This is a genomic window from Microbacterium sp. NPDC077184, assembly GCF_040687055.1.
In the GTDB taxonomy this organism is placed as follows: domain Bacteria; phylum Actinomycetota; class Actinomycetes; order Actinomycetales; family Microbacteriaceae; genus Microbacterium.
In genome coordinates this window covers 95,033-120,858 of record NZ_JBFBMM010000002.1, presented here as the reverse complement: position 1 = coordinate 120,858, position 25,826 = coordinate 95,033, and the positions used below count along the sequence as shown (strand labels likewise).

General features: G+C 70.3%; 24 protein-coding genes. 3 read left to right on the top strand and 21 right to left on the bottom strand.

Annotated elements, in window-relative coordinates:
• Positions 1 to 42: 42 nt before the first annotated feature.
• The 6 genes from dnaG to recO all read right to left on the bottom strand — a co-directional run bounded on the left by dnaG (position 43) and on the right by recO (position 6,778).
• On the bottom strand, positions 43 to 1,896 hold the full coding sequence (gene dnaG, locus AB0O93_RS05225; protein ID WP_363341211.1) for a DNA primase: 1,854 nt from the start codon (positions 1,894 to 1,896) through the stop codon (positions 43 to 45).
• Positions 1,896 to 3,233, bottom strand: a complete 1,338-nt coding sequence (locus AB0O93_RS05220; RefSeq protein ID WP_363341209.1) for a deoxyguanosinetriphosphate triphosphohydrolase — start codon at positions 3,231 to 3,233, stop codon at positions 1,896 to 1,898. Before AB0O93_RS05220 ends, dnaG begins: the two co-directional genes overlap by 1 nt.
• On the bottom strand, positions 3,226 to 4,395 hold the full coding sequence (gene dusB, locus AB0O93_RS05215; RefSeq protein WP_363341207.1) for a tRNA dihydrouridine synthase DusB: 1,170 nt from the start codon (positions 4,393 to 4,395) through the stop codon (positions 3,226 to 3,228). The genes AB0O93_RS05220 and dusB overlap by 8 nt, the downstream gene beginning before the upstream one ends.
• Positions 4,396 to 4,450: 55 nt before the next feature.
• The gene (locus AB0O93_RS05210) at positions 4,451 to 5,131 is read right to left on the bottom strand and encodes a DsbA family oxidoreductase (protein ID WP_363341205.1); all 681 of its coding nucleotides are present in this window, start codon (positions 5,129 to 5,131) and stop codon (positions 4,451 to 4,453) included.
• A 100-nt stretch (positions 5,132 to 5,231) separates the two neighbouring features.
• The gene (locus tag AB0O93_RS05205) at positions 5,232 to 6,044 is read right to left on the bottom strand and encodes an isoprenyl transferase (RefSeq protein ID WP_363341203.1); all 813 of its coding nucleotides are present in this window, start codon (positions 6,042 to 6,044) and stop codon (positions 5,232 to 5,234) included.
• The gene (recO, locus tag AB0O93_RS05200) at positions 6,041 to 6,778 is read right to left on the bottom strand and encodes a DNA repair protein RecO (RefSeq protein WP_363341201.1); all 738 of its coding nucleotides are present in this window, start codon (positions 6,776 to 6,778) and stop codon (positions 6,041 to 6,043) included. The genes AB0O93_RS05205 and recO overlap by 4 nt, the downstream gene beginning before the upstream one ends.
• Before the next feature lie 36 nt (positions 6,779 to 6,814).
• Between recO and AB0O93_RS05195 the strand changes: the two genes are divergently transcribed.
• Positions 6,815 to 7,501: a TRIC cation channel family protein gene (locus AB0O93_RS05195; RefSeq protein WP_363341199.1), complete on the top strand. Its 687-nt coding sequence runs from the start codon at positions 6,815 to 6,817 to the stop codon at positions 7,499 to 7,501.
• A 104-nt stretch (positions 7,502 to 7,605) separates the two neighbouring features.
• On the opposite strand, the gene leuA is transcribed toward AB0O93_RS05195, so the two are convergent.
• The 12 genes from leuA to lepA all read right to left on the bottom strand — a co-directional run bounded on the left by leuA (position 7,606) and on the right by lepA (position 20,465).
• Entirely contained in the window at positions 7,606 to 9,366 is a 1,761-nt protein-coding gene (leuA, locus tag AB0O93_RS05190; RefSeq protein WP_363341197.1) for a 2-isopropylmalate synthase, read from the bottom strand.
• Positions 9,367 to 9,535: 169 nt separating this feature from the next.
• Positions 9,536 to 10,435 (bottom strand): GTPase Era, encoded by a 900-nt coding sequence (gene era, locus AB0O93_RS05185; protein WP_363341195.1) that lies wholly within the window; start codon positions 10,433 to 10,435, stop codon positions 9,536 to 9,538.
• Position 10,436: 1 nt separating this feature from the next.
• On the bottom strand, positions 10,437 to 11,801 hold the full coding sequence (locus AB0O93_RS05180) for a hemolysin family protein (RefSeq protein WP_363341193.1): 1,365 nt from the start codon (positions 11,799 to 11,801) through the stop codon (positions 10,437 to 10,439).
• Complete coding sequence (gene ybeY / locus AB0O93_RS05175; protein WP_053548625.1) at positions 11,798 to 12,268, bottom strand: rRNA maturation RNase YbeY; 471 nt, start codon at positions 12,266 to 12,268, stop codon at positions 11,798 to 11,800. Before ybeY ends, AB0O93_RS05180 begins: the two co-directional genes overlap by 4 nt.
• Positions 12,265 to 13,293 carry a PhoH family protein gene (locus AB0O93_RS05170; RefSeq protein WP_363341849.1) on the bottom strand — a complete coding sequence of 343 codons (1,029 nt, stop codon included), beginning with the start codon at positions 13,291 to 13,293 and terminating at the stop codon, positions 12,265 to 12,267. Before AB0O93_RS05170 ends, ybeY begins: the two co-directional genes overlap by 4 nt.
• Positions 13,294 to 13,333: 40 nt before the next feature.
• Positions 13,334 to 13,681: an HIT domain-containing protein gene (locus AB0O93_RS05165; protein WP_363341191.1), complete on the bottom strand. Its 348-nt coding sequence runs from the start codon at positions 13,679 to 13,681 to the stop codon at positions 13,334 to 13,336.
• A gap of 41 nt (positions 13,682 to 13,722) precedes the next feature.
• Positions 13,723 to 14,454: a 16S rRNA (uracil(1498)-N(3))-methyltransferase gene (locus AB0O93_RS05160; RefSeq protein WP_363341189.1), complete on the bottom strand. Its 732-nt coding sequence runs from the start codon at positions 14,452 to 14,454 to the stop codon at positions 13,723 to 13,725.
• 1 nt (position 14,455) lies between these two features.
• Entirely contained in the window at positions 14,456 to 15,559 is a 1,104-nt protein-coding gene (gene dnaJ, locus AB0O93_RS05155; RefSeq protein ID WP_363341187.1) for a molecular chaperone DnaJ, read from the bottom strand.
• 45 nt (positions 15,560 to 15,604) lie between these two features.
• Positions 15,605 to 16,651 carry a heat-inducible transcriptional repressor HrcA gene (gene hrcA, locus AB0O93_RS05150; RefSeq protein WP_363341185.1) on the bottom strand — a complete coding sequence of 349 codons (1,047 nt, stop codon included), beginning with the start codon at positions 16,649 to 16,651 and terminating at the stop codon, positions 15,605 to 15,607.
• An 83-nt stretch (positions 16,652 to 16,734) separates the two neighbouring features.
• Complete coding sequence (hemW, locus tag AB0O93_RS05145; RefSeq protein ID WP_363341183.1) at positions 16,735 to 17,952, bottom strand: radical SAM family heme chaperone HemW; 1,218 nt, start codon at positions 17,950 to 17,952, stop codon at positions 16,735 to 16,737.
• Position 17,953: 1 nt separating this feature from the next.
• A complete protein-coding gene (locus AB0O93_RS05140) occupies positions 17,954 to 18,604 on the bottom strand; it encodes a DUF1990 family protein (protein ID WP_363341181.1) in 651 nt (216 codons plus the stop codon).
• A gap of 10 nt (positions 18,605 to 18,614) precedes the next feature.
• Entirely contained in the window at positions 18,615 to 20,465 is a 1,851-nt protein-coding gene (gene lepA / locus AB0O93_RS05135) for a translation elongation factor 4 (RefSeq protein ID WP_363341179.1), read from the bottom strand.
• A 41-nt stretch (positions 20,466 to 20,506) separates the two neighbouring features.
• On the opposite strand from lepA, the gene AB0O93_RS05130 reads away from it, so the two are divergent.
• Positions 20,507 to 21,229, top strand: coding sequence for an alpha/beta hydrolase (locus tag AB0O93_RS05130; RefSeq protein ID WP_363341177.1), 723 nt, complete (start codon positions 20,507 to 20,509; stop codon positions 21,227 to 21,229).
• A 103-nt stretch (positions 21,230 to 21,332) separates the two neighbouring features.
• The gene (rpsT, locus tag AB0O93_RS05125; protein ID WP_354000244.1) at positions 21,333 to 21,593 is read left to right on the top strand and encodes a 30S ribosomal protein S20; all 261 of its coding nucleotides are present in this window, start codon (positions 21,333 to 21,335) and stop codon (positions 21,591 to 21,593) included.
• Positions 21,594 to 21,661: 68 nt separating this feature from the next.
• Here the strand turns inward: rpsT and holA are convergent, their stop codons facing one another.
• The 3 genes from holA to AB0O93_RS05110 are packed head-to-tail and all read right to left on the bottom strand — an operon-like array spanning position 21,662 to position 25,744.
• Positions 21,662 to 22,696, bottom strand: a complete 1,035-nt coding sequence (gene holA, locus AB0O93_RS05120) for a DNA polymerase III subunit delta (RefSeq protein WP_363341175.1) — start codon at positions 22,694 to 22,696, stop codon at positions 21,662 to 21,664.
• A gap of 37 nt (positions 22,697 to 22,733) precedes the next feature.
• The gene (locus tag AB0O93_RS05115) at positions 22,734 to 25,094 is read right to left on the bottom strand and encodes a ComEC/Rec2 family competence protein (RefSeq protein ID WP_363341173.1); all 2,361 of its coding nucleotides are present in this window, start codon (positions 25,092 to 25,094) and stop codon (positions 22,734 to 22,736) included.
• Positions 25,091 to 25,744: a helix-hairpin-helix domain-containing protein gene (locus AB0O93_RS05110; protein ID WP_363341171.1), complete on the bottom strand. Its 654-nt coding sequence runs from the start codon at positions 25,742 to 25,744 to the stop codon at positions 25,091 to 25,093. Before AB0O93_RS05110 ends, AB0O93_RS05115 begins: the two co-directional genes overlap by 4 nt.
• Positions 25,745 to 25,826 lie beyond the last annotated feature (82 nt).

The following is a 25,826-nucleotide window of genomic DNA, read 5'->3' as shown; positions in this document are numbered from 1 at the left end:
GTGCCATCATGCCCGAGGCCGAGCGACCGGCCAAAGGCGCCGTCACTCCTCGACGAGCATCCGCTCCCGCTCGGCGTCGATCTCCCGGAGTCTGATGCGGATGCTGCGCCCGCCGTCGGAGTCGGGTGCGACACGCTGGATCGCACCGAGCAGCTCGTGCTTCTCCGCTTCCAGCGCGCGCATGACCAGGCGTCTGCTCAGGTCCGTGGCCGACGCCACCGCCTCGTCGTCGTTCTGCGCGGGGAAGTTCGCCGCGAGCAGCTCGGCACCGAGCCCCCGGAAGGGCTCACGGACGTTCCCGATCGCGTCGGCGGCCCACCCCGGGCGGGAGAGATCGTCCACCCCCGCCACAGCCTGGCGAACCGCATCGAGCCCCGGATGCCGGAACGGGAGGCCGATCGCACGCGCGACGATGTCACCGTCCATGCGGTGACCGAACTGGAGGACCCCCATCAGCGCGTCCCGTTCCATTGCCACATCGCGGGTGCGGGGCAGCGTCGCCAGGGTCGGCCGCAGGGCATCGGCGGTCCCCTCCGGGGCCCCCGAGGGGGCGGAATCCGTGCGAGGGGACTCTCCCGAGGACCGGCCCGCACGCGTCACTTCGCGGCGCACGTCTTCGGTGTCCATCCCGAGGCGTCGGGCGAGCACGCGAACGTACTCCGGCTGGAGGAGCGGATCCCGGAGCTCGGCGACGACGGGTGCGGCGACCCGCAGCGCGCCCACGCGGCCCTCGACGGTGGCGAGGTCGAAGCCCGCGATGCGCTGACCGATGACGAACTCGACCATCGGCGCCTTGGTCGTCACCATCGCGCGGACCGCTCCGTCGCCCCGCTGCAGCCGGAGGTCGCAGGGGTCGAGACCCTCGGGACCGGTCGCGACGTACGTCTGGGCGTTGAACCGCTTCGCGTCGGCGAACGCGCGGAGGGCGGCCTTCTGGCCCGCGGCATCCGGGTCGAAGGTGAAGATCACTTCACCCGCCGCGGAATCGTCACCCATCACGCGGCGGAGCACCGAGATGTGGTCGGCGCCGAAAGCGGTGCCGCACGTCGCGATCGCGGTGGTGATTCCGGCGAGGTGACAGGCCATCACGTCGGTGTATCCCTCGACGACCACCACGCGGTGCTCGCGCGAGATGTCGCGCTTCGCGAGATCCAATCCGTACAGGACGTTCGCCTTGCGGTACACGGCGGTCTCGGGGGTGTTGAGGTACTTCGGTCCGTTGTCGTCCTCATGGAGCCGACGGGCGCCGAACCCGATGACCTGGCCGGTGACATCCCGGATCGGCCATACGACACGACCGCGGAACCGGTCGTACACGCCGCGTTGTCCCTGGGAGACGAGGCCCGCCGCCGACAGCTCATCATCGCGGAAGCCCTTCTCCCGGAGTGCCGTGAGGACACCGGACCAGCCGCGCGGGGCGTAGCCCACGCCGAAGTGCGCCGCCGCTCCGGCGTCGAAGCCGCGCTCGCCGAGGAAACGCCGGGCGATCTCCGCCTCCCCGGAGGAGAGCTGCCCCCGGAAGTACTCCGCCGCCGCCGCGTTCGCGGCATAAAGCCGCGTGCGTCCCGTGGTGTCCGGGGCCGCTCCCCCGTCCTCGTAGTGCAGGGCGTAGCCGATGCGGCCGGCGAGCTTCTCCACGGCCTCCGAGAAGGACAGGTGGTCCATGCGGCGGAGAAAGGAGTACACGTCGCCGGATTCGCCGCATCCGAAGCAGTGGTAGAACCCCGCCTGCGGTCGGACGTTGAAGCTCGGACTGCGCTCGTCGTGGAAGGGGCACAGGCCCTTCATGGATCCGACGCCGGCCGGGCGGAGGGCGACGCGCTCTCCGATGATGTCGGCGATGTCGGTGCGCGCCTTGACCTCTTCGACATCCGCCTGACGGATGCGGCCCGCCATCACCGCCTCCCGTCGCGCGGCGCCGTCATATGAGGGGACCAGAGCCCCACGGATGCCGGGCCGACCTCGCCGACGAGCCGGGTGTGCCAGGCGATCGCGAGCTGATCGGTGAGGCTCGCCACCTGATCGACGATCACGCGTCGGCGTGCGTCATCCGTCTCCGCCGCGGCGAAATCCTCTCGATGCACCGCGTCCAGTTCGCCGGGCGAGTCCCACAGCGCGCTCGCCAGGCGCTTCAGGAGACGCCGCTGCTCCTTGTACAGCTCCTTGCGACCGTCGATCGACACCACGAACGCCCCGATGATGCCCTTGAGGACGGCCATCTCGGCTTCCACGACGCGGGGGACGACCACGTGCGCGCGGTAGCGGGTGAGCTCGCGTTCGGGTGCCGCTGCCCGCGTCGCGGCGGTCGCGGCGCGCGCGAACCGACCGATCAGATCGGACGTGAGGTTCTTCAGACGTGCCGACGACGCCCGTGTGCCGTCGAACTCCTGCACCCACTCGGGCAGCCGCATGAGACGGAACAGAGCGTCCTCGAGCTCGTCGCGGGCGAAGTCGTACCCGACCCAGGTCTGTACGGCCGTGAGCAGTGCGTCGTGCTCGCCGGGGTCGGCCAGCCGTGCCGGGTCGAGGTAGCCGTTGACGATGGCGTCCTCGAAATCGTGCACCGAGTAGGCGATGTCATCGGAGAGATCCATCACCTCCGCTTCGATGCAGCGGACGCGCCCCGGTGCACCCTCCCGCATCCAGCGGAACACCGCTTCGTCTTCGGGGTAGACCCCGAACTTGAGCCGGCCACCGGGGTCCGGGAGCGGTTGGTCCACGGTCCAGGGATATTTGCACGCGGCGTCCAGGCTCGCCCGCGTGAGGTTCAGGCCGTGGCTCCGGCCGTCCTCGGCTATGACCTTGGGCTCCAGGCGGGTCAGGATGCGGAGGGTCTGGGCATTCCCCTCGAACCCTCCGAACGGCTCGGCCCAGTCGTTCAGGGCGCGTTCGCCGTTGTGTCCGAACGGCGGGTGGCCGAGGTCGTGACTGAGGCACGCGGTGTCCACGACGTCGGGCGACAGGTTCAGCGCGGTGGCCAGCTCGCGGCCGACCTGGGCGACTTCGAGCGAATGGGTGAGACGGTTGCGCGCGAAGTCGACCGGACTCGCGGGACTCAGCACCTGCGTCTTCGCGGCGAGCCGGCGCAAGGCCGCCGAATGCAGCACGCGCGCGCGGTCGCGGGCGAAGCCGTCACGCTGCGACCGGTGCTGCTCGGGATGGAACCGCTCGGCATCGGCGGCGACATAGCCGGACGGCGGCCCGGCGACAGAGGCCGGCTGCGCGTCACCCACCGCTGTGATCCGTCTCGGCCTCGGCGAGCGCGGTGGAGGCGGCACCGGTGAGCTCACGGGACTCCAGCCAGCCATCGGGCAGAGCAGGGCGCTTGGGAGTTCCCGCGCGGCCGCGCTGGCCCTCGGCGGCCGCCCCCGGGTACGGCGCGTCCAGATCGAGCAGGGCCAGAAGCTCGTCGATCTCGTCGAGCGAGGAGACCGTCGCCAGTCGCGCGCGGACGTCGCCGCCGACCGGATAGCCCTTGAAGTACCACGCGACGTGCTTGCGGATATCGCGGCATCCGCGTTGCTCGTCTTCAAAGAACTCCGTGAGGAGCTCTGCGTGTCGGCGGAACGCCGCGGCGACGAAGCGCAGATCCGCGTCGACGGGGGCCCCGGCATCCTGTGCTCCGAGAGCCCGGGCGAGATCACCGAAGAGCCACGGTCGACCGAGGCATCCGCGCCCGACCACCACGCCGTCGCACCCGGTCTCCGCCATCATGCGCACCGCGTCCTCGGCCGACCAGATGTCGCCGTTCCCGAGGACGGGGACCGAGGTGACGGCGGATTTGAGCTTCTCGATCGCGGCCCAGTCGGCATGGCCGGAATAGAACTCTGAGGCCGTGCGGGCGTGGAGCGCGATCGACGAGACCCCGGCGCCCTCGGCGATTCGGCCGGCCTCCAGGTAGGTGAGATGGTCGGGATCGATTCCCTTGCGCATCTTCACCGTGAGGGGGACGGAACCCGCCGCGCGCACCGCGCGCTCGACGATCTCCCGGAACAGACCGAGCTTCCACGGGAGCGCCGCTCCCCCGCCCTTGCGCGTCACCTTGGGGACGGGGCATCCGAAGTTCAGATCGATGTGGTCGGCGCGGTCCTCCTCGACGAGCAGCCGGACGGCGGCCTCGACCGTTCCGGGGTCCACGCCGTAGAGCTGGATCGAGCGCGGGGTCTCGGACTCGTGGTGGGTGATCAGTCGCATCGTCGTGGCGTTGCGCTCGACGAGGGCCCGCGAGGTGATCATCTCGCTCACATACAGACCCGCGCCGTACTCGCGGCACAGGCGTCGGAACGCGGTGTTGGTGATCCCCGCCATCGGGGCGAGGACGACGGGCGCATCCAGGGCGATCGGCCCGATGCGCAACGTGCTCGGCGGCGCGGTCGCAATACTCACGGGCCCCATTCTCCCAGGTCGGCAGAGGGTCGCGTCACCGGCCCGCGACGCCGTGCGAACACGCTCACGCGGGTGCGACGACCTCGTCGGATCGCTCGTCCCGCACCCGACGGAGTATCTGGGCGAACCCGTCCGCGGGCTGCGCGCCCGCCACTCCGTACTTCTCGTCGATGACGAAGAAGGGGACGGCGGTGATGCCGTACGCGACTGCTTGTGCCTTGTCGGCGGCGACGGCCGGGGCGAACCGTTCCGATCGCAGCGCCTCCGCCGCGGCCGCAGAGTCGAGCCCCGCCTCCCCCGCGAGGGTCGCGAGTTCCTCGATGCGTCCGAGATGACGCCCCTCCGTGAAGTACGCCGCCATGAGACGCTCGGCGACATCACCCTGTCGACCCTGCTCCCGTGCGAAGTGGAGCAGCTCGTGGGCCTTGAGGGTGTTGGTGTGCCGGAGGATGTCGAAGCGGTACTCGAGGCCCGCGTCGGCCGCCATCGCGCCGACGCGGTCGAGCATCTGCTGGGCCTGCTCCTCGGACACGCCGCGGTGGGCGGTCAGATACTGGACCTCACCCCCGTCGAAGTCCTCGGGGGTGTCGGGCGAGAGCTCGTACGAATGGAAGACGACCTGCACCTCGGGCGCGTCGCCGTCCTCCGCGACCTGAGCGATCCCCGTCTCGAGGTTGCGCTTGCCGATGTAGCACCACGGGCAGGCGATGTCGCTCCACACGTCGATTCTGATGGGTTCCGTCACCCTCGACCGAACATCGGGAACGCGTGCGTCTATTCCCGGTCGGCTCGGCGCGAGCTGGGTGACGGCGGCGACGGTGACGGCGTCTCGTGCTCCGACGCGCTCACAGAGCCGGCGGCTCGGGCGTGTCGACCGCGCCGCCGAAGCGTCGGTCCCGGTCGAGGTACAGCTCGATCGCGCGCCACAGATCGGCGCGGGAGAAGTCCGGCCACAGCGTGTCGAGGAAGACGAACTCTGCGTAGGCGGACTCCCACAGGAGGAAGTTCGAAGTGCGCTGCTCCCCGCTGGAGCGGACGAAGAGGTCGACGTCGGGCATGTCCGGCAGGTAGAGCCGGCGTGCGATGAGCTTCTCGCTGACGGCGGAGGGACGCAGACGCCCCGCTGCGACGTCGTCGGCGATGGAGCGCATCGCGTCGACGAGCTCGATGCGCCCACCGTAGTTCACGCACATCGTCAACGTCAGCGTGGAGTTGTCGCGGGTGAGCTCCTCCGCGTATCGGAGCTCCTTGATGACCGAGCCCCACAGGCGGGGTGTGCGCCCCGCCCAGCGCACGCAGACGCCCCACTCGTTCAGCTGATCGCGGCGTCGGTGCAGGACGTCGCGGTTGAATCCCATCAGGAAGCGGACCTCGTCGGGCGAGCGCGACCAGTTCTCGGTGGAGAAGGCGTAGACCGAGAGGTGGCGGACCCCCGCCTGGATCGCGCCCGCCACGACATCCAAAAGAGCCGCTTCGCCGGCGCGGTGGCCCTCGACGCGCGTGAGGCCGCGTCGATTCGCCCAGCGGCCGTTGCCGTCCATCACGATGGCCACATGTTGGGGCACCCCTTTCTTCGGAAAGGCCGGAGGGTGGATGCCGGTCCAGTCGATCGGGCGGTACGGGACGGCGTCGCGATGCGTGTAGGGCTTGGGTGTCATGAGACCGTTCCGCGAGAGGAGACATGGGACAGTGCGCGGATGCCGCGCTCGAGGTGCCACTGCGCGTAGGCCGACACCAGACCGGACGCGGCGTTGGTCGCACCCGCTGTCGCCGTGTCGACGGCATCCCAGTCCCCGGACATGAGGGCGCGGAGCACCACGGCCGTCGAACGGTCGATGCGCGCGGACCCGGTGGGCGCGCACGCCCCACAGACCATCCCGCCGAGCTGCGCGACGAAGGCGTCGTGCGGACCCGGGGTACCGCACCGAGCGCACTCGTCGAGCCCCGGTGCCCAGCCCGACAGCGCCATGGCGCGCAGGAGATAGGAGTCCAGGATTGCGCGGGAAGCGTGCTCGCCGCGGGAGAGAGCACGGAGCCCGCCGACGAGGAGGAAGTACTGCTGCGTCGTGGCGTCCGCCTCGCTCAGCCGATCTGCGGCCTCCACCATCGCGTGGGCGGAGGTGTAGCGGTCGTAGTGGGCGACGATGTCGGCGCCGTAGGACCCGAGGGATTCCGCCTGCTGCACGATGTCGAGGGAGCGCCCCCTGTAGAGCTGCACATCGGCCACCATGAACGGCTCCAGCCGCGCTCCGAAGCGAGACGAGGTCCGTCGCACCCCCTTGGCCACGGCGCGGACCTTGCCGTGTCGGCGGGAGAGGAGCGTGAGGATGCGGTCCGCCTCACCCAGCTTGTGGGTGCGCAGGATCACCACCTCGTCGCGATACGTGGGCACTGCTCGATTATCCCTGCGACCGCGCACAATGGAGGCGTGGACGAGCCGATCTTCGTGATCCCCCTGTGGGCGGACCTCCTCGCCGTCGGACTCGGCGGCATCCAGGGGGCGCTGTTCGCGTCGGGGTTCCGCGGCGAGCGTCGTCTGGACCTCCTCGGCGTCGCCATCATCGGCATCGTCATGGGCATGGGCGGCGGACTCATCCGCGACCTGCTGCTGAACGTTCCGCCCGTCACCCTGCAGAGCAACTGGTACCTGCTCACCGCGACCGCCGCTGCGCTCGTGGGGATGCTGCTGGCCGGAGTCTTCCGACGCCTGAACGCACTCATCGTCGGTCTCGACGCGGTCGTGATCGGCCTGTTCGGCGCCTTCGGCACCACCAAGGCGCTGGCGCTCGGTCTTCCGCCGGTCCCCGCGGTGTTCGTGGGGGTATGCGCGGCCGTGGGCGGCGGCATCCTGCGCGACATCATCATGGGCCTGCCGGTGGCGATCATGCACGTCGGATCGCTCTACGCCGTGGCCGCGGCCGCCGGATGCGCCACCCTGGCCACCACCACGGAACTCGGCGGAGCGGCCGGGGTCGCCGCGATCGCGGGAGTGGCGGTGACCGCGGTCATCCGGGTGCTCGCGGTGGTGTTCGACATCTCGCTCCCCGAGCAGCGCGCGCTGTACCGGCGCAAGGTGGCCGTGGAGACCTCGTCGATCGCCCTCCCCAAGCCCTGATCCCCGCCCCACTGGCCGCGAGACTGCATCCTCCCGTCCAGACTGCGTGCGCGGCGTGCAGTCTCGACCGGAGGATGCAGTCTCGCGGTCGGGGGGGGGGGGGGTCAGACGGCGGTGAGTTCCGCGGCGTGGGTCCGCGTGCGGATCGCCCGGTTCACGCCGGAGACGATGGCCTTGAGGGATGCCGTGGAGATGTCGTTGTCGATGCCCACGCCCCACAGGCGCTCGCCGTCGACCTGGAGCTCCACATAAGCAGCGGCTTGCGCGTCGCCGCCGGAGCTCAGCGCGTGCTCCACGTAGTCGTAGAGCGTGACGTCGAATCCCTGGGCGCGGATGATCTCCAGGAACGCGGCGACGGGGCCGTTGCCCCGGCCGGACGCCTCGACGCTCTCGCCGCCGTCGCGGAGGGTCACATCGAGCGCGACGTCCGCGGACAGGTCGCTCTGCGACCGGGTCGAGAGCAGCTCGAACCGGCCCCAGCGGTGGTCGTCGTGGGCCGCGGGCAGGTACTCGTCGGTGAAGACCGACCAGATCTGCTCGCTCGTGACCTCGCCTCCCTCGGCATCGGTCTTGGCCTGGACGACACCGGAGAACTCGATCTGCAGGCGACGGGGCAGGTCCAGGGCGTGATCGCTCTTCAGCAGATACGCCACGCCCCCCTTGCCGGATTGGGAGTTGACCCGGATGACCGCCTCGTAGGAGCGACCGAGGTCCTTCGGGTCGATGGGCAGATAGGGAACCGCCCACTCGATTTCGTCGACGGTGACGCCCTGCGCCTGCGCACGGGACTCCATCGCCTCGAAGCCCTTCTTGATCGCGTCCTGGTGGGAGCCGCTGAATGCCGTGAACACCAGGTCACCGGCCCACGGGCTGCGCTCCGGCACCGGCAGCTGGTTGCAGTACTCCGCGGTCCGCTTGACATGATCGATGTCGCTGAAGTCGATCTGCGGGTCCACGCCCTGCGTCAGCAGGTTGATCCCCAGCGCCACCAGGTCGACGTTGCCGGTGCGCTCGCCGTTGCCGAACAGGCACCCCTCGATGCGGTCGGCGCCGGCCATGTAGCCGAGCTCGGCCGCAGCGACGGCCGTGCCGCGGTCGTTGTGCGGATGCAGGGACAGGATGACGTTCTCGCGGTGCGCGAGATGCCGGCTCATCCACTCGATCGAGTCGGCGTACACGTTGGGGGTCGCCATCTCCACGGTCGCGGGCAGGTTGATGATGACCTTGCGTTCGGGCGTGGGCTCGAAGACCCCGATCACCTGGTTGCAGACGTCGACCGCGAACTCCAGCTCGGTGCCGGTGTAGCTCTCCGGGGAGTACTCGTAGAAGACCTTCGTCTCGGGGATGCGCTTCTCGAACTCGCGGCACAGCCGCGCCCCCTCGAGGGCGATGTCGATGATTCCCTGCTTGTCGGTGCGGAACACCACCTCGCGCTGCAGCACACTCGTCGAGTTGTAGAGGTGGACGATCGCCTGCTTGGCGCCCGCGATCGCCTCGTACGTGCGCTCGATCAGGTGCTCGCGAGCCTGGGTGAGGACCTGGATGGTGACGTCACCCGGGATCGCATCGTCTTCGATGAGGTGACGGACGAAATCGAAATCGGTCTGACTCGCCGACGGGAAGCCGACCTCGATCTCCTTGTAGCCCATCCCGACGAGCAGATCGAACATGATCCGCTTGCGCTCCGGGCTCATCGGGTCGATGAGCGCCTGGTTGCCGTCGCGGAGATCGACCGCGCACCACCGCGGGGCGGCGGTGATCCGGCGGTCCGGCCACGTGCGATCGGGCAGCTCCACCCGGATCTGCTCGTGGAACGGGCGGTACTTGTGGATGGGCATGCCCGAGGGGCGCTGGGTGTTTTCCATGGTTCGTCGCTTCAGATCGTGGGCCCGAGGAGGGGCCGGCTGGATGCCGATGGGTGCGGACCGACGACAAGCTCCGCGACGAGGAGGGTCCTAGAACGAGGACTCGTCGCGGCGACTAAGAAGGAGAAGCCCGCCGAAGCGCATGCGTCTATGGTAGCAGGCTCGTGGCTCAGAATCCGAGGCGCCCGAGCTGCTTGGGATCGCGCTGCCAGTCTTTCGCGACACGCACATGCAGCTTCAGGAAGACACGCGTGCCCACCAGCGGCTCGATCTGCGCGCGGGCGCGCGCCCCGACGTCGCGGAGGCGTGAGCCCTTGTGGCCGATGATGATCGCCTTCTGGCTGTCCCGCTCCACGATCACGTTGGCGTGGATGTCGGTCATGTCGCCGGTCTCGCGGCGTGCGATGTCCTCGATGGTGACCGCGATCGAGTGGGGCAGCTCGTCCCGGACGCCGTCGAGGGCGGATTCCCGGATGATCTCCGCGATGCGATCCTCGCGGGATTCATCGGTGACGATACCCTCCGGGTACAGCGCGGGCCCCGTCGGCATCATGATCAGAAGCTCGTCGGCGAGCACATCCAGCTGATCGCGCGTGAGGGAGGACAGCGGGATGACGGCATCCCAGTCCTCGCGGAGGGCATCCACCTCGACCAGGCGATCGGTGATCTGCTCCCGCGAAGCCGCGTCGGTCTTGGTCACGATCGCGACCTTGCGGGCCCGCGGATATCCCGACAGGGACTCCGCGATGCGACGATCGCCGGGCCCGACCTTCTCGGTGGCCGGCACGCAGAATCCGATGACGTCGACGTCGCCGAGGACCGACTCGACGAGATCGTTCAGGCGCTGCCCGAGGAGCGTGCGGGGCTTGTGGAGACCCGGCGTGTCGACGATCACGAGCTGACCGTCCGGTCGGGTGACGATGCCGCGGATCGCCCGACGCGTGGTCTGGGGCTTGTCGCTGATGATCGCGACCTTCTCGCCGACGAGGGCGTTGGTCAGCGTCGACTTGCCGACGTTCGGTCGCCCGACGAAGGTCACGAAACCCGAACGGAACGTGTCGGTGGTCATCTCAGTTCTTCCCTTCGCGGGGGTCGTCGCTGCGGGTCTCCGCACCTCCGGTGCCCACCGTGCGCAGTTCTCCGGTACGCGGATGCCGCTCCCCCGCGAGCTCGTCGACCGGCGACGGCGCGCGTTCGACGAACACGGTCGCGATTCCGCGCCCGCGGCCGCGCGACGCGCCGCCGATCATGACGAGGCCGGCGTACTCGGCGGTGGCGCCGGCTTGCGGAACGCGCCCGAGGGCCTTGCCGAGCAGACCGCCGATGGAGTCCACGTCTTCGTCCTCGATGTCGATCCCGAAGAGGTCCCCGACCTCGTCGACGCCGAGGCGGGCGCTGACGCGGTAGTGTCCGGGCTCGATCTCCTCGATCTCGTCCGCCCGCGGGTCGTACTCGTCGGCGATCTCGCCCACGAGCTCCTCGATCAGATCCTCCAGGGTGACCAGGCCCGATACGCCCCCGTATTCGTCCACCACGAGGCACACGTGCACGGCATCGCGCTTCATCTGCTGGAGGAGGGTCTCGGCGCGCATCGACTCGGGGACGAACACCGCCGGCCGCGCCACGCGGGCGGCGGGTGCATCGCGCCATCCGACCTCGTCGCGAAAGCCGAACTGCACGAGATCCTTCAGGTAGAGGACCCCGATCACGTCGTCGGCCTCGTCGTCGACGATCGGCACCCGCGAGACGCCCTTGTCGAGGAAGATGGCCATGGCCTCGCGCGTCGACGCCGCGGCATCCACCGTCACCATGTCGGTGCGCGGCACCATGACGGCGCGCACGTAGGTCTCGGTGAAATCGAACACCGAGTGGATGAGCTCGCGATCGTCTTCCTCGATCAGGTCGTTCTCGGCGGCCTCGTCGATGATGCTCAGCAGCTGCTCCTCCGACGCGAAGGAGCCCGTCCGTGCGCCTCCCGGAGCGACCCGCGTGCCGATGGCGGCGAGGCCGTGTGCGAGGGGACCGAGGAGGACGCGGACGCCGCGCACGACGGGTGCCGCGGCGCGGAGCAGGCCGCGGGCATGCTGTCGTCCCACGCTGCGCGGGCTCGCGCCGACGACGATGTAGGAGATCCCCGTCATCAGCACGGCCGCGGCGAGCATCGCCCACCAGATGCTGTCGAACAGCAGGGTGAGGGCCACGGTCACCAGGACGGCTGCGGTCGTCTCCGCCAGAACCCGGATGAAGATGACGGCGTTGGCATGGGCTTCGGGGTCGACCGCGATGCGCCGCAGCGACACGGCATTGCGGCCTTCCACGCCGAGCTCGGCCAGGTCGGCGCGGGACGTCACGCCGAGCGCGGCGTCGAGGGCCACCATCAGGAAGCCGAAGCCGAGCAGCAGTGCGGCCCCGACGAGCAGGAGCGCTTCGGTCATGTGCGAGGCCGACGACGTTCGGCCGCGTGGAAACTTGCGATGAGCTCGCGCTGCAGGCCGAACATCTCCCGTTCCTCCTCCGGCTCGGCATGGTCGAATCCGAGGAGGTGGAGCAGGCCGTGGGTGGTGAGCAGGATCAGTTCGTCGGCTGTCGAGTGCCGGGCCGCAACCGCCTGCGCCTCGGCGACCTGCGGGCACAGGACGATGTCGCCGAGGAGTCCGGGAGGCGTGGGCATGTCTTCGGTCCCCGGGCGGAGCTCGTCCATGGGGAAGCTCAGGACGTCGGTCGGTCCCGGTTCGTCCATCCACTGGACGTGGAGCGATTCCATCGCGCCCTCGTCGACCAGGAGGATGGCGACATCCGCGTCCGGACTCACGCGCAGCTCCGACAGGTTGTGCTCGGTGAGGCGGAGGAGGACGGTCTCGTCGACGTCGATTCCCGACTCGTTGCTGATCTCGATCGTCATGAACGCCCCCTCTTGCCCAGGCGATCGCGCGGGCCTGCGCCGCGCGGTCCTCCCCGTCGGTCGGCGCGGTTGGCGAACTCGCTCGCCTCATCGCGCTCGCGTCGAGCCGCCAGCCGCTTCTCGTCGTAGGCGCTGTAGGCGTCGACGATGCGTCCGACCAGCGTGTGCCGGACGACATCGTCCGACGTCAGATGAGCGAAGTGGATGTCGTCGATGTCCGACAGCACGCGGGTCACCAGGCGGAGCCCGGACGCCCCCTGCGGGAGGTCGACCTGGGTGACGTCGCCGGTGACGACCATCCGGGTGCCGAATCCCAGTCGCGTGAGGAACATCTTCATCTGTTCCGGCGTCGTGTTCTGCGCCTCATCGAGGACGACGAAGGAGTCGTTGAGAGTGCGTCCGCGCATGTACGCAAGCGGCGCGACCTCGATGGTCCCGGTCGCCATGAGCTTGGGGACCAGCTCGGGATCCATCATCTCGTTGAGTGCGTCGTAGAGCGGGCGCAGGTAGGGATCGATCTTGTCGGTGAGCGTCCCGGGGAGGAATCCCAACCGCTCCCCCGCCTCGACAGCAGGCCGCGTGAGGATGATCCGGTTGACCTCCTTGCGCTGCAGGGCCTGAACCGCCTTCGCCATGGCGAGGTAGGTCTTCCCGGTCCCGGCCGGACCGATGCCGAACACGATCGTGTGATCCTCGATCGCGTCGACGTAGGCCTTCTGCCCCGCCGTCTTCGGTCTAATCACCTTGCCCCGCGAGGAGAGGATCGCCTCGCCGAGCACCTCGGACGGGCGGGGACCGCCGTCGCTGCGGAGAATCCGGTTGGACGAGGAGACGTCCGAGGGAGCGAGGTCGTGCCCCGCACGCGTCATCTCGAGCAGCTCGTCGACGAGTCGCCGCGCTGCCGCGACGTCGTCGGTCGCCCCTGAGAGGGTGATCTCGTTCCCGCGGACGAGCACGTCGACGCCGGGGTGCTCCCGCTCCACCACGCGGAGCAGCCGATCCTGTGGACCGAGGAGCTGGACCATCGCCACCCCGTCGGCGTAGATGCGTTCTGTCGAGGTGTCGTCAGCCACCGAGACTCTTCTCCCCCAGCCCACCGGCCAGGACGTGTGCGTGCACATGGAAGACCGTCTGACCGGCGCCGGCGCCGGTGTTGAAGACCAGTCGGAAATCGCCCTCGCCGTGTTCCGCGGCCAGGGAGGACGCGAGACCGATCATCTCGGCCAGGATGTCGGGTGCACCGGCCGCGAGCTCCACGACGTTGCGGTACTCCTCAGACTTCGGGATCACCAAGAGGTGCAGGGGTGCCTGCGGCGCGATGTCGCGGATGGCGAAGACGTTCTCGGTCTCGGCGAGGATCTCCGCGGGAATGTCTCCGCGGAGGATGCGGGTGAAGATCGACGGCTCGGCCATAGCGGCCAGTCTATCCGCGCGGGTTGCGAGGACCGGCGGCGTCACCAACGCTCGAGAGATGCGCTCAGGACCGCAAGCGCCGCGGGCCCCGCGGTGGAGGTGCGCAGCACCGTGTCGCCGAGGCGCGCGACCGTCGCCCCCGCGTCGGAGAACGTGCGGAGCTCATTCTCGGAGATGCCGCCTTCGGGCCCGACGACGAGGACGACGTCCTCATCGCCGGCGAAGCGCAGCTCGCTCACGCGCTCCGACCCCCCGGGGTCGAGGACGACGAGGTGGGCCCCGGCGAATGCGGCCGCGACCTCGCGCGTGGTCGCGAGGGACGCGACGGCGGGGATCCAGGCCCGGTGCGCCTGCTTGGCCGCCTCCCGGACGATCGTCGTCCAGCGCGCACGACCCTTGATCGCCTTCGCCGCATCCCAGCGCGACACGCTGCGCTCCGCCTGCCACGGGACGATCTCGTCGACGCCCAGTTCCGTCGACGCCTGAACGGCGAGCTCGTCCCGATCGCCCTTCGCCAGCGCCTGGACGAGCACCACGCGCGGGCGCGGAGTCGGAACCTCGCGGCGCGCGGTGACCTCGACCACCACGCGCCCGGGCCCGACCTCCGTGCAGGTGCCCTCCGCCCAGACGCCCCGGCCGTCCCCGATCGTCACGGACTCTCCGGTCTTCACCCGGCGCACCGTCGCGGCGTGGTGCGCCTCGGTGCCGGTGAGGACGAGGTCGTCGCCGACGGCGGCATCGGAGGCGGCATCCGTCACGAAGTGCAGTGCCATCTCAGTGGCGGAACCGATCGCGGAGCTTCGCGAACAGACCCTGATGGAACTCCGAGAGCCGCGGCGCGGGCGCCTTCGTGCGTCGAGCGAATTCCTCGATCAGCGCGCGCTCCTTCGCGTCGAGTCGCGTGGGGGTCACGACGTGGACTCCCACGCGCAGGTCACCGCGCTGAGAACCGCGCAACGGTGTGATACCCCGTCCCTTGATGGTCAGCACGTCGCCCGCTTGGACTCCAGGACGGATCTCGAGATCGACCGGGCCGTCCAACGAGGTGATGGAGGTGGTCGTCCCCAGGATCGCGTCGGGCATCGACACCTCGAGGGTGGCGAGCAGATCGTCCCCCTCGCGGCTGAACGCATCGTGCGGGGCGACGGAGATCTCGATGTACAGGTCGCCGTTCGGGCCGCCGGCGGGCCCCACTTCTCCCGAGCCGGGAAGCTGGAGGCGGAGACCGGTCTCGACGCCCGCGGGGATGTCGAGGGAGACCGTTCGGCGGGAGCGGACCCGTCCTTGCCCCTGGCAGGTGGCGCACGGATACGGGATCGTCGTGCCGTATCCCTGGCAGACCGAGCAGGGCTGACTCGTGACGACGTTCCCGAGGAGGCTGCGGACCTGACGCTGGACGTGCCCCGATCCATGGCAGATGTCGCATGTCACCGGTGCGGTGCCCGGCTGGCAGCACGAGCCCTCGCAGGTCTCGCACCCCACGGCGGTGTCGACCTCGATGTCGCGGTGCACGCCGAAGACGACGTCGCCGAGTTCGAGGGAGACCTTCACGAGGGCGTCCTGCCCGCGCTCCCGACGCGAGCGCGGACGCCCGGCGCGGGCTCCGCCGCCGCCGAAGAAGGTCTCGAAGATGTCGCCGAAGCCGCCGAACCCGGCACCGCCGAATCCGCCGCCGTCGCCGCCCATGTCGTAGCGGGCACGCTGATCGGGGTCGCTCAGCACGTCGTACGCGTGAGTGACGAGCTTGAAGCGCTCGGCCGCGTCGTCTCCCGGATTCACATCCGGGTGCAGCTGGCGGGCCAGGCGCCGGTACGCCTTCTTGATCTCATCCGGACTGGCGTCGCGCGCGACGCCGAGGACCTCGTAGTGGTCAGTCACGGTGGCCTTTCTGCCCGCGGGGAACGCGGGGTCGGGTGAGCGGCGTCAGCGGCCGCTCTCGTCTTCTTCGAGGATCCGCGTGAGGTATCGGGCCACGGCCCGCACCGCCGCGAGATTGGTCGGGTAATCCATCCGCGTCGGACCGAGGAGGCCGACGCGCGCACGGGTGCGCGCACCGGTCACGTCGTAATCGCTGGCCAGGACGGATGCTTCGGCGAGGCCGAACGGCTCGTTCTCGCGTCCGATGCTCGCCGCGAGGCCCTGATCGTCCGCGACCATCTCGCCCATCAGTCGAAGGATGGTCACCTGCTCTTCGATCGCCTCGAGGAGCGGATAGATGCTGCCGCGGAAGTCCGCTTCGCTGCGGGCGAGGTTCGCGCTGCCGGCCATGACGAGGCGGTCCTGCCGGAAGTGCTCGAGCTCCTCGGCCACGGCTTTCGCGATGACGATCGTGGCCGTCTCCCGTGGGATCGTGGGTTCATCGGGTGTCGCGATCCGCGCGGCGATGCGCTCGAGTCCCTCCCGGACGGGCCTGCCGACGAGGAGGGTTCCCAGCTCCGCGCGGATCCGGCCGAGCTCGCTGTCGTCGAACTCGTCGCGCACGGAGGCGACGCGCTGCGACACCCGTCCGGTGTCGGTGACGATGATGACCAGCATCCGTCCGCCGCCGAGCTGCACGAGCTCGACATGGGTGACGCGTGCCCGGGCGAACGAGGGATACTGCACGATCGCGACCTGCCCGGTGAGACTGGTCAGAGCCCGCACCGTGCGCGTGAGGACGTCGTCCAGGTCGCTCGACCCCTCCAGGAAGGAGGCGATGGCGCTCCGCTGAGCGGTGCTCAGGGGGCGGAGTTCGGCCAGATGGTCGACGAAGACGCGGTACCCCTTGTCGGTGGGAACCCTGCCGGAGGAGGTGTGCGGAGCCGCGATGAGCTCCTCGTCCTCGAGCTGGGCCATGTCGTTTCGGATCGTCGCGGCGGACACACCGAAGGCGTGACGATCGACGATCGCCTTGCTGCCCACGGGCTCACGCGTATCGACGTAGTCCTGGACGATGGCGCGCAGTACCTGGAGCCCCCGCTCGCTGACCATGCCACCTCCTCGGACGATCGTTGGCACTCACCGGAATCGAGTGCCAATTCTACTCGATGGCCCCGGATCGGGTCGGGAGGCGCTCAGGAGGTCAGCGCGCGGGCGACCGTGTCGCCGAGGAGTCGTCCGCGGAGCGTCAGCACCACCCGACCATGGACCGCTGCGACGCCCTCGACCAGACCGTCGGCGATGAGAGCGGCGAGGGCATGTCGCCCGGATGCCGACAGACGCTCCACGGGGAGCCCTTCGCGGATGCGGGTGCGGAGGAGCACCTCCTCCCACCGGCGTGCGGTCGCGTCCGGCGTCTCGCGACCCGCCGCCGGCGACTCCCCCGCGGCGAGGCGCGCGGCGTATGCCGCCGGGTGCCGCACATTCCAGAACCGGGTGCCCGCCATGTGGCTGTGCGCGCCGGGGCCGTAGCCCCACCAGTCGGTACCTTCCCAGTACGCGAGATTGTGGCGTGAGCGGCTGTCGGGGTTCCGCGCCCAGTTCGACACCTCGTACCAGTCGTATCCGGCTTCACCGAGGAGCGCGTCGGCCAGTTCGTACATGTCCGCCTGCAGGTCGTCGTCGGGCGGAACGACCTCGCCGCGGCGGATCTGACGGGCCAGCTTCGTCCCGTCCTCCACGATGAGGGCGTATGCGGAGATGTGATCGGGCTCCAGCGCGAGAGCGGCGTCCAGCGAGCGCCGCCAATCCTCCAGCGACTCGCCCGGCGCACCGTAGATCACGTCGACGCTCACCTGGAGGCCCGCTGACCGCGCGGAGTCGACCGCGGAGCGCACGTTCTCGGGGCGGTGCGTGCGGTCGAGGCTCGCCAGCACGTGCGGGACCGCCGACTGCATGCCGACGGACATGCGGGTCACTCCGGCCGCCGCCAGCGCCTCCGCGGTGCCGTCGACGACCGTGTCGGGATTGGCCTCCACGGTCACCTCGGCGTCCGGAGCGATTCCGAACTCCTCGGCGACGCCGTGGAGCATCCGCCCGAGGTCGCCTGGGGGAAGAAGGGTCGGGGTTCCGCCCCCGAGGAACACCGTCGTCGCGGGGCGCAGCGGACCGCGCGCGGCGAGCTGCGCGGCCGAGAGGGCGATCTCCCGCCGTACGGTGTCGGCGTACGCGTCCTGCGGTGCGCCGTGCAGCTCTTGAGCGGTGTAGGTGTTGAAGTCGCAGTAGCCGCAACGGACACGGCAGAACGGAACGTGCAGGTACACGCTGAACGGCGCGTCCGCCGACCACGTCGCGTCCTCCCCGAGCGGACCCGCCGCAGGGATCGGGTCACCGAGCGGAAGCGCAGCCCCCACGTCAGGCCGACGTCTTGTACAGAGGCGAGATGGCGCGGAGGTAGCCGGAGAAGAGCGCGCGACGGCGGCGTCGCGTCAACGCGGGGAACAGGCGGTGGAGAGAGGCTTTCGGAGCGTCGAATGCGCGAACCGTGAACCACACCTCGTCGTTGTCGTGCCAGTCCAGCATGAGCGACTCCTCGCCGCTGACGACGGAATCGCCGACGGTGCCGATCGCGAAACCGATCCGGCGCGGCTCGTCGACGGCGAAGATGACGCGGAGCTCGGCATCCGCCCGCATTCCACCTACGCGCCCGGCCACGCGAACCGTCGTCCCCCCGGCGACGTACGGGGTGCCGTCGGCGTCGTATCGGACGTCCGATTCGCTCCTGCTCGGAGCGACGGGCACCCCCTCCGGGTCGAAGCTGACACCGGCGTAGGTGGGCCCGGCGGCCGGCCGCACGTCGCTCAGGGCGAGTCCCGCCCCGCGCTGCGCCGTCCACGACAGCAGCGCCTCGCCCGCGGAGCGGAACCGCGCTTCACCGCTGCCGATGCGCCACGCCTGTTCCGCAGGGATGCTGCGCTCGGGCGGATACTGCATGAGATCGGGGGCCTGGGTGGCTCCGACGGCGGCATAGTCGACGGTGTCGTCCCGGAAGCTTCCTCGACGCATGGGGTCCAGCCTACTTCGCGGCCTTGCCCTCGACATCCCCGGAGAGCGCGGCGATGAACGCCTCCTGGGGGACCTCGACGCGTCCGACCATCTTCATGCGCTTCTTGCCCTCCTTCTGCTTCTCCAGCAGCTTCCGCTTGCGGGTGATATCACCGCCGTAGCACTTCGCGAGAACGTCCTTGCGGATCGCGCGGATGTTCTCGCGCGCGATGATGCGCGCGCCGATGGCGGCCTGGATCGGCACTTCGAACTGCTGGCGCGGAATGAGCTTCCGCAGGCGTTCGGTCATCATCGTTCCGTACGCGTACGCCTTCTCCCGGTGCACGATCGAACTGAACGCGTCCACCTTGTCGCCCTGGAGCAGGATGTCGACTTTCACCAGGTCGGCCTCCTGCTGCCCGCTGGGCTCGTAGTCGAGGCTCGCGTAGCCCTGCGTCTTGGACTTCAGCTGGTCGAAGAAGTCGAACACGATCTCGCCGAGCGGCATGTCGTAGCGCAGCTCGACGCGGTCCTCGCTGAGGTAGTCCATGCCCAGCAGGCTGCCGCGTCGGGCCTGGCAGAGCTCCATGACGGTGCCCACATAGTCCTTCGGGAGCAGGATGCCGACCTTGACCATCGGCTCGGAGACCGAGGCGACCCGTCCGTCCGGATACTCGCTGGGATTGGTCACCGTGACCGTTTCACCGGTGTCGGTGGTGACCTCGTACGTCACAGAGGGGGCCGTGGTGATCAGATCGAGGCCGAACTCGCGCGCGAGGCGTTCGGTGATGATCTCGAGGTGCAGGAGTCCGAGGAACCCGCAGCGGAAGCCGAATCCCAGCGCGACAGACGTCTCCGGCTCGTACTGCAGGGACGCGTCCGAGAGCTTCAGTTTGTCCAGCGCCTCGCGGAGGTCGCCGTAGTCGCTCCCGTCGATCGGGTAGATGCCCGAGAACACCATGGGCTTCGGATCCGTGTACCCCGGGAGCGCGTCGGTGGCAGGCACGCGGTGGTGCGTGATGGTGTCGCCCACCTTGGACTGACGGACGTCCTTCACGCCGGTGATGAGGTAGCCCACCTCTCCCACGCCGAGTCCGCGGGTGGGCGTCGGCTCAGGACTGGAGACGCCGATCTCGAGGAGCTCGTGCGTCGCGCGAGTGGACATCATCTGGATGCGCTCGCGGGGCGACAGCTGTCCGTCGACCATGCGCACGTACGTCACGACGCCCCGGTAGGCGTCGTAGACCGAGTCGAAGATCATGGCGCGGGCCGGCGCGTCCGCGTTGCCGGTCGGCGCCGGGATCTGCTCGACGATGCGGTCGAGCAGGGCCTCCACACCCATCCCCGTCTTGCCCGAGACGCGCAACACATCCGCGGGATCGCCGCCGATGAGTCCGGCGAGCTCGGCGGCGAACTTCTCGGGGTCGGCGGCCGGGAGGTCGATCTTGTTGAGCACCGGGATGATGTGCAGGTCGTTCTCGAGGGCGAGGTACAGGTTCGCCAGCGTCTGGGCCTCGATGCCCTGAGCGGCGTCGACGAGGAGGATGGCCCCCTCGCAGGCCGCGAGCGACCGGCTGACCTCGTAGGTGAAGTCGACGTGCCCGGGCGTGTCGATCATGTTCAGTGCGTAGGCGGAATCGCCCAGTTGCCACGGCATCCGCACGGCCTGGGACTTGATGGTGATGCCGCGCTCGCGCTCGATGTCCATGCGGTCGAGGTACTGGGCGCGCATGTCGCGGTCGGCGACGACGCCCGTGATCTGCAGCATCCGGTCGGCCAGGGTGGACTTGCCGTGGTCGATGTGGGCGATGATGCAGAAGTTGCGGATGAGCTCCGGCGGGGTGGCGGACGGCTCGAGAGGCTTCAGGGCGCGAGGTGACATGTCTCGTCGATTCTACGGGGGTGGTGGCTTAGCCTGACGGCATGGTCGTCCAGGTGGTGATGGTTCACGGCATCCGTACGTCCGCGACGATGTGGCGCGCCCAAGTGGCCCACCTCCAGGACCGTGGTGTCGGCGCGATCGCCGTGGACCTCCCCGGCCACGGATCGCGGATGTCGGAGGAGTTCTCCGTCGCCGGCGCGTTCGCCACCATCGACAACGCCGTGCGCGATGCCGCGACGCGGGGTCCGGTCGTCCTCGTCGGACATTCGATGGGGGGACTGTTGAGCATCGAGTACGCCGGCGCGGAGGAGCGGCCGCCGTTGGCGGCGTTCATCGCGGCATCCTGCACCGCGATCCCCCGCGGACCCGGCCTCGCGGCCTACCGATTCCTCGCGCGCCGCTTCGACGCGCTGCCCGACCGCGGGATGTGGCTCACCGATCGGGTGCTCGATCTCACGCTCCCCGGCGACACTCGCGCCGACTTCGGGGCGGGGGGCTATGCCTTCGACACCCAGGATGTCGCCCTCCGCAGCCTGTCGGTGCTGGATCTGCTGTCGGCCCTGGCGCGGATCGAGGTTCCGCTGTGGTTCGTGAACGGTCAGTTCGACCAGCTGAGGGTGAACGAGCGTCTGTTCACGCGGGTCGCTCCGCACGCCGAGCTCATCGTCGTCCCGCGCACGAGCCACCTCGTCACCGCGATGCGGCCGCGCGTCTTCAACGCCGTGCTGGACCTGGCGATCGCGACGGTCGAGCAGACCTGGTAGAATCCTTGTTTGGCTTGCGTGTGGGTTCACCGCACGACCGCCGCGGCGCCCCTCTCGCGTCACCGGCACTCCACCATCACTCCGAGCGAAGGAACGTCCACACGTGGCGAACATCAAGTCGCAGATCAAGCGCAACAAGACCAACGAGAAGGCCCGCGAGCGCAACAAGGCGGTCAAGAGCGAGCTGAAGACCGAGGTGCGTCGCACCCGCGAGGCCGTCGCCTCCGGCGACAAGGCCGCGGCCGAGACCGCTCTGCGCAAGGCCAACAAGAAGCTCGACAAAGCCGTGAGCAAGGGCGTCATCCACGCCAACCAGGCTGCGAACCGCAAGTCGGCGATCGCCAAGCAGGTCGCGTCCCTCTGACGTCCTGCAGCAACGACGAAGGCCCGCTCCCCCACGGAGCGGGCCTTCGTCGTTCGCGGGTCCTCGGTTCACTGACCGAACGGGCTCCGCGTGGCGATCACCGTGACCAGACGCTCCACGGCGAACACCGGGTCGCGTGAGGCTCCCTTCACCTCGGAATCGGCGCGCGCGGCGGCCTGGATGGCCATTCCGAGCGTGGTCTCGTTCCACCCGCTGAGGTCTCGCCGTGCGCGATCGACCTGCCAGTCCTTCAGCCCGAGGCGCGCAGCCAGGGCGCTCGAGGACTCTCGATGGCCAGCCACGCGAGCCATCGTGCGCAGCTTGGAGGCGATCGCCGCCACCAGCGGCACCGGGTCCGCCCCGGAGGCGAGGGCGTGCCGCAGGGCGACGAGCGCATCGCCGTAGCGGCCGGCGATGGCGGTGTCGGCCACGACGAACGCCGAGGTCTCGACGCGCCCGCCGTAGTACCGCTCGACCACCTGGTCGGTGATGTCGCCGGGGACGTCGGAGATCAGCTGCTGGCACGCCGCCGCGAGTTCGGTGAGGTCGTCCGCGAACGCGGACACCAGCGCCCGCAGAGCGCTGGGTGCGATGCGCCTCTGGGCCGACCGGAACTCGTCCGCGGCGAAGTCGAAGCGATCCGAATCCCTCTTGACCGCGGAGCAGGAGATCTCGACACCGCCGCCGCGCCCGCTGCGCACGGCGTCGAGCAGCTTCTTCCCGCGCACGGTCGCACCGGTGTGGCGCAGGATGACGGTCGCTCCCTCTTGGGGCGCCTCGAGATACCCGAGGGCTTCGGTGAGGAACGCGTCGCTGCACTTCTCCACGCCGCTCACCCGGATGAGCCGGGGTTCGCCGAACAGGGAGGGTGACGTCAGCGACAGGAGGGTGCCGGGAGCGTAGTCGTCCGCGCGGACATCCGAGACCTCGAGGCTCGGATCCTCCGCCCGCAGAACGTCGCGGACGCCGGCGATCGCGCGCTCGGCGCAGACCTCTTCGGGGCCGGACACGAGGACGAGGGGGGCGGGCTGCGGCCTGCGCCACGAGACCTGCGGGATCGCGCTCTTCGGCCCTCGGGCAGCGGGACGACGCGCGGCGGGCATGGTTCTCAGCCTACAAGCGGGGGCCGACGTCCGACCGTCAGCCGACCGTCCGCTCGCTCCAGATCCGCCATCCGTCGGGGACGCGGATGATCGCGACGACTCCCGCCCGGTCGGTCCGGGCGACGGTTGCGCCTATCTCGTCGAGGATGCGGAGGGTCTCGGCGCGAGGATGCCCGTGGGTGTTGTCCGCGCCGACGGGGACGAGGGCGATGGCGGGCGCGGCGAGCGCATACAGACCGGCATCCTGGTCGGCGCTCCCATGGTGCGCGACCTTCACCAGGGCGTACGGAGCATCGAGCGCTCCCGAGGCCCCGAGGACGCGCTGCGTGGCGGCCGAGAGGTCGCCGAGCCACAGGGAGTCGGGGACTCCCCCACCCGACATCTCCAGCACGACGCTGGCGTCGTTGCCGGGGTCGCCGGCACCGGCGCCGGGGACGGGCCACACCGTGCGCCACCGGGCGCCGCCGAGGAGACCCGTGTCGCCCCTGCCGGTGCGGGTCACCCGTGCGCCAGCCGCCTCCAGTGCCGCGAGGGTCACTGCATCCTGGGACTCCACGGGCCCGTGCAGGACGCGGCCCACGCGCCCGACGATCGCGTCCATCCCCCCGCTGTGGTCGAGGTCGAAGTGCGTGAGGACGAGCAGATCGATGCGGGTGACTCCCGCTCGCGCGAGGCAGCGTGACAGCAGCTCGGGATCCGGGCCGGTGTCGATGAGGGCGACCACGCCGGAGGAGCGGACGAGCACGGCGTCGCCCTGGCCGACGTCGCACGCGAGGATCGTCCAGTCGCGAGGCAGGGTCCACGGCCCGATCACCGATTCGAGGGCGATGCGTCCGCCCGCGAGACCGATGACGACCGCCAGGACGGCGCCGGTGAGGACCCGTGTCGCCCTCGCGAGGCGCGTCGATCCCCGGATGCCCGCGATGACGACCCCGACGCACACGCCGACAACCGCGAGGGAGGCCGCACCTTCGATCCCGCCCATCCAGCCCAGGGTGCCCACCGGCAGGTCCGACAGCGCCGTCGCCGTCCCGGCGATCCAGGATGCCGGGAGCCACGCGAGCATCGTGAGCCCGTTCTGCAGCGTCGGCCACGGAGCGGCGAGACAGGCGAGGAGACCCACGACGGTCGCCACGGGCGCGGCGGGTGCGGCGAGGAGGTTCGCCGGCACCCCCCAGAGCGGCACCTCGGGGGTGATCAGGATCAACAGTGGTCCGCACGCGAGTTGTGCGGCCAGAGGGACCGCCAGGGCCAGCGCCAGGGATCGCGGGAGTGCCCGCGACAACCCCTCGGCGAGCGGGCGGGCGAACAGCAGGAGCGCGCCCGTCGCCGCGGCGGAGAGCGCGAAGCCGAGCGACGCCGACAGCCACGGATCGAGGACGAGCAGGACGCCGACCGTGAGGGTGAGGATCCCGATCCCGGCCGCGGGACGACCGAGCAGAAGGGCGAGCATCGACACCGCGGCCATGGTCGCCGCCCGCACGACGCTCGGCTCGGGGGTCACGAGCAGGACGAAGCCCGCCAGCACCGTCACGCCGACGAGGACTCGGGTGCGACGGGCGGCGCCGAGCGCCGCGGAGAGGACGAAGGAGATCCCGACCACGATCGCGCAGTTGGCGCCGGACACAGCCGTGAGGTGCGAGAGCGACGTGGCCTTCATCGCCGCGTCGAGCTCGGGCGAGACCGCTGAGGTGTCGCCGACGGCGAGGCCGGCGATCAGACCCGCTCCGGGCGCGGGGAGCGGCTCACCCGCCCGCACGAGGCCGTGCCGGAGGCCGGAGGCGACGGCGGTGACCCCCGTCGGTGCTCGTAGGATCTGCGGTGCCTCGACGGCGCGCAGACGCACGACCGCACGCTCGCCGCTCCGAGCCGGCGCCGCGCTGCCGACGACGCGCACCGTCGCACCGACGTCGAGCCGGGGGCCGGCAACCGCGCGATCCTGGGGACTCAGCGCGACGACGACGTCGGCGCCGAGCGGCCGCTCATCACCCGACACCGATGCCGACGTCGCGCGGGCGACGAAGGAGGCGCCGTAGGCCGAGGGCTCGATCTTCCCGACGACCACCGCGGTGACCTCCAGCCGGCCTGGAGCGTCGAGCAGGAGCCCTGCAGCCGCGTCGCGCTGAGGCTCCGCCAGGGCCACGTGGGACGCAGCGGCCGCGGCCAGCGCGAGGGAGAGGGCCAGCACCACGGGCGCCACCCCCGTCCGTCCCGCGCGGACGCGCAGCACGGCGGCCGCCACGACCACGACGGTGCAGGTCCACAGCGCGACGGATGCCCCGGCGGCCCCATCCGGATGGTGGACGAGCACGCCCGCGGTCACCCAGACCGACGCCGCGGCGGGCACGACGCGCAGACGACGCAGAGCGCGACGGCGGCGCGGAACGGCGTCCGTCACACCCGCACCTGTTCGCGGAGCCCGGCCAGGAGCTTCTCGCCGATCCCCGGCACCGCCAGCAGATCCTCGACGCTGGAGAAGGGACCGTTCTGCTCTCGCCACTCGATGATCCGCTGCGCGATCGCGGGCCCGATCCGGGGCAGGGTGTCCAGCGCCGCGGCATCCGCCGTGTTCAGGTCGAGCGGTCCGTCGCCCGCAGGCCCGCCCTCCGCGGACCCGCCGCCGGCCGCGGCGCCGTCGGGCGGCGTCTCGCCCGGTGCCGGGATGTGCACCTGTTCCCCATCGACCGCGGGACGGGCGAGATTCACCGCGGCACGGTCGGCGCCCTCGGCGAAACCCCCGGCGGCGGCGACGACGTCCACGACACGCGCTCCGTCGGCGAGGACGTAGAGTCCCGGGCTCTGCACCTGTCCGGAGACGTGGACGAAGATCTCCGAATCGTCCACGCGGGCGGGGTCTCCGGTCGGGTCGGAGACGTGCGATGCCGCCGGCGGGTCGGCCGGCACCACCGCCGTCGGCGCGCTCGCCGAGCGGACGATGCCGATCCCGATCGTCACGACGAGGATGACCAGGACCAGCGCGACTGCCGCTCCCCATCCCCATCGTCGCGCGCTCGGCGCCGCTTCGGACGCGGGGCGAGGGGCGGACACGCTCTCACGCTAAGCGGATGCGGCCACGGCATCCGTCGCCCTCCCCTGTCCGTGGACGGCATCGCGCGGATCCCCCGCTGGG

Excerpts from the sequence above, each read along its gene's own strand:
- dnaG (WP_363341211.1), bottom strand. The coding sequence starts at position 1,896 with ATGGCGGGCCGCATCCGTCAGGCGGATGTCGAAGAGGTCAAGGCGCGC.
- dusB (WP_363341207.1), bottom strand. The coding sequence starts at position 4,395 with ATGGGGCCCGTGAGTATTGCGACCGCGCCGCCGAGCACGTTGCGCATC.
- AB0O93_RS05205 (WP_363341203.1), bottom strand. The coding sequence starts at position 6,044 with ATGACACCCAAGCCCTACACGCATCGCGACGCCGTCCCGTACCGCCCG.
- leuA (WP_363341197.1), bottom strand. The coding sequence starts at position 9,366 with ATGGAAAACACCCAGCGCCCCTCGGGCATGCCCATCCACAAGTACCGC.
- era (WP_363341195.1), bottom strand. The coding sequence starts at position 10,435 with ATGACCACCGACACGTTCCGTTCGGGTTTCGTGACCTTCGTCGGGCGA.
- AB0O93_RS05180 (WP_363341193.1), bottom strand. The coding sequence starts at position 11,801 with ATGACCGAAGCGCTCCTGCTCGTCGGGGCCGCACTGCTGCTCGGCTTC.
- ybeY (WP_053548625.1), bottom strand. The coding sequence starts at position 12,268 with ATGACGATCGAGATCAGCAACGAGTCGGGAATCGACGTCGACGAGACC.
- AB0O93_RS05170 (WP_363341849.1), bottom strand. The coding sequence starts at position 13,293 with ATGGTCCAGCTCCTCGGTCCACAGGATCGGCTGCTCCGCGTGGTGGAG.
- AB0O93_RS05165 (WP_363341191.1), bottom strand. The coding sequence starts at position 13,681 with ATGGCCGAGCCGTCGATCTTCACCCGCATCCTCCGCGGAGACATTCCC.
- AB0O93_RS05160 (WP_363341189.1), bottom strand. The coding sequence starts at position 14,454 with ATGGCACTGCACTTCGTGACGGATGCCGCCTCCGATGCCGCCGTCGGC.
- hrcA (WP_363341185.1), bottom strand. The coding sequence starts at position 16,651 with ATGGTCAGCGAGCGGGGGCTCCAGGTACTGCGCGCCATCGTCCAGGAC.
- AB0O93_RS05140 (WP_363341181.1), bottom strand. The coding sequence starts at position 18,604 with ATGCGTCGAGGAAGCTTCCGGGACGACACCGTCGACTATGCCGCCGTC.
- lepA (WP_363341179.1), bottom strand. The coding sequence starts at position 20,465 with ATGTCACCTCGCGCCCTGAAGCCTCTCGAGCCGTCCGCCACCCCGCCG.
- AB0O93_RS05130 (WP_363341177.1), top strand. The coding sequence starts at position 20,507 with ATGGTCGTCCAGGTGGTGATGGTTCACGGCATCCGTACGTCCGCGACG.
- holA (WP_363341175.1), bottom strand. The coding sequence starts at position 22,696 with ATGCCCGCCGCGCGTCGTCCCGCTGCCCGAGGGCCGAAGAGCGCGATC.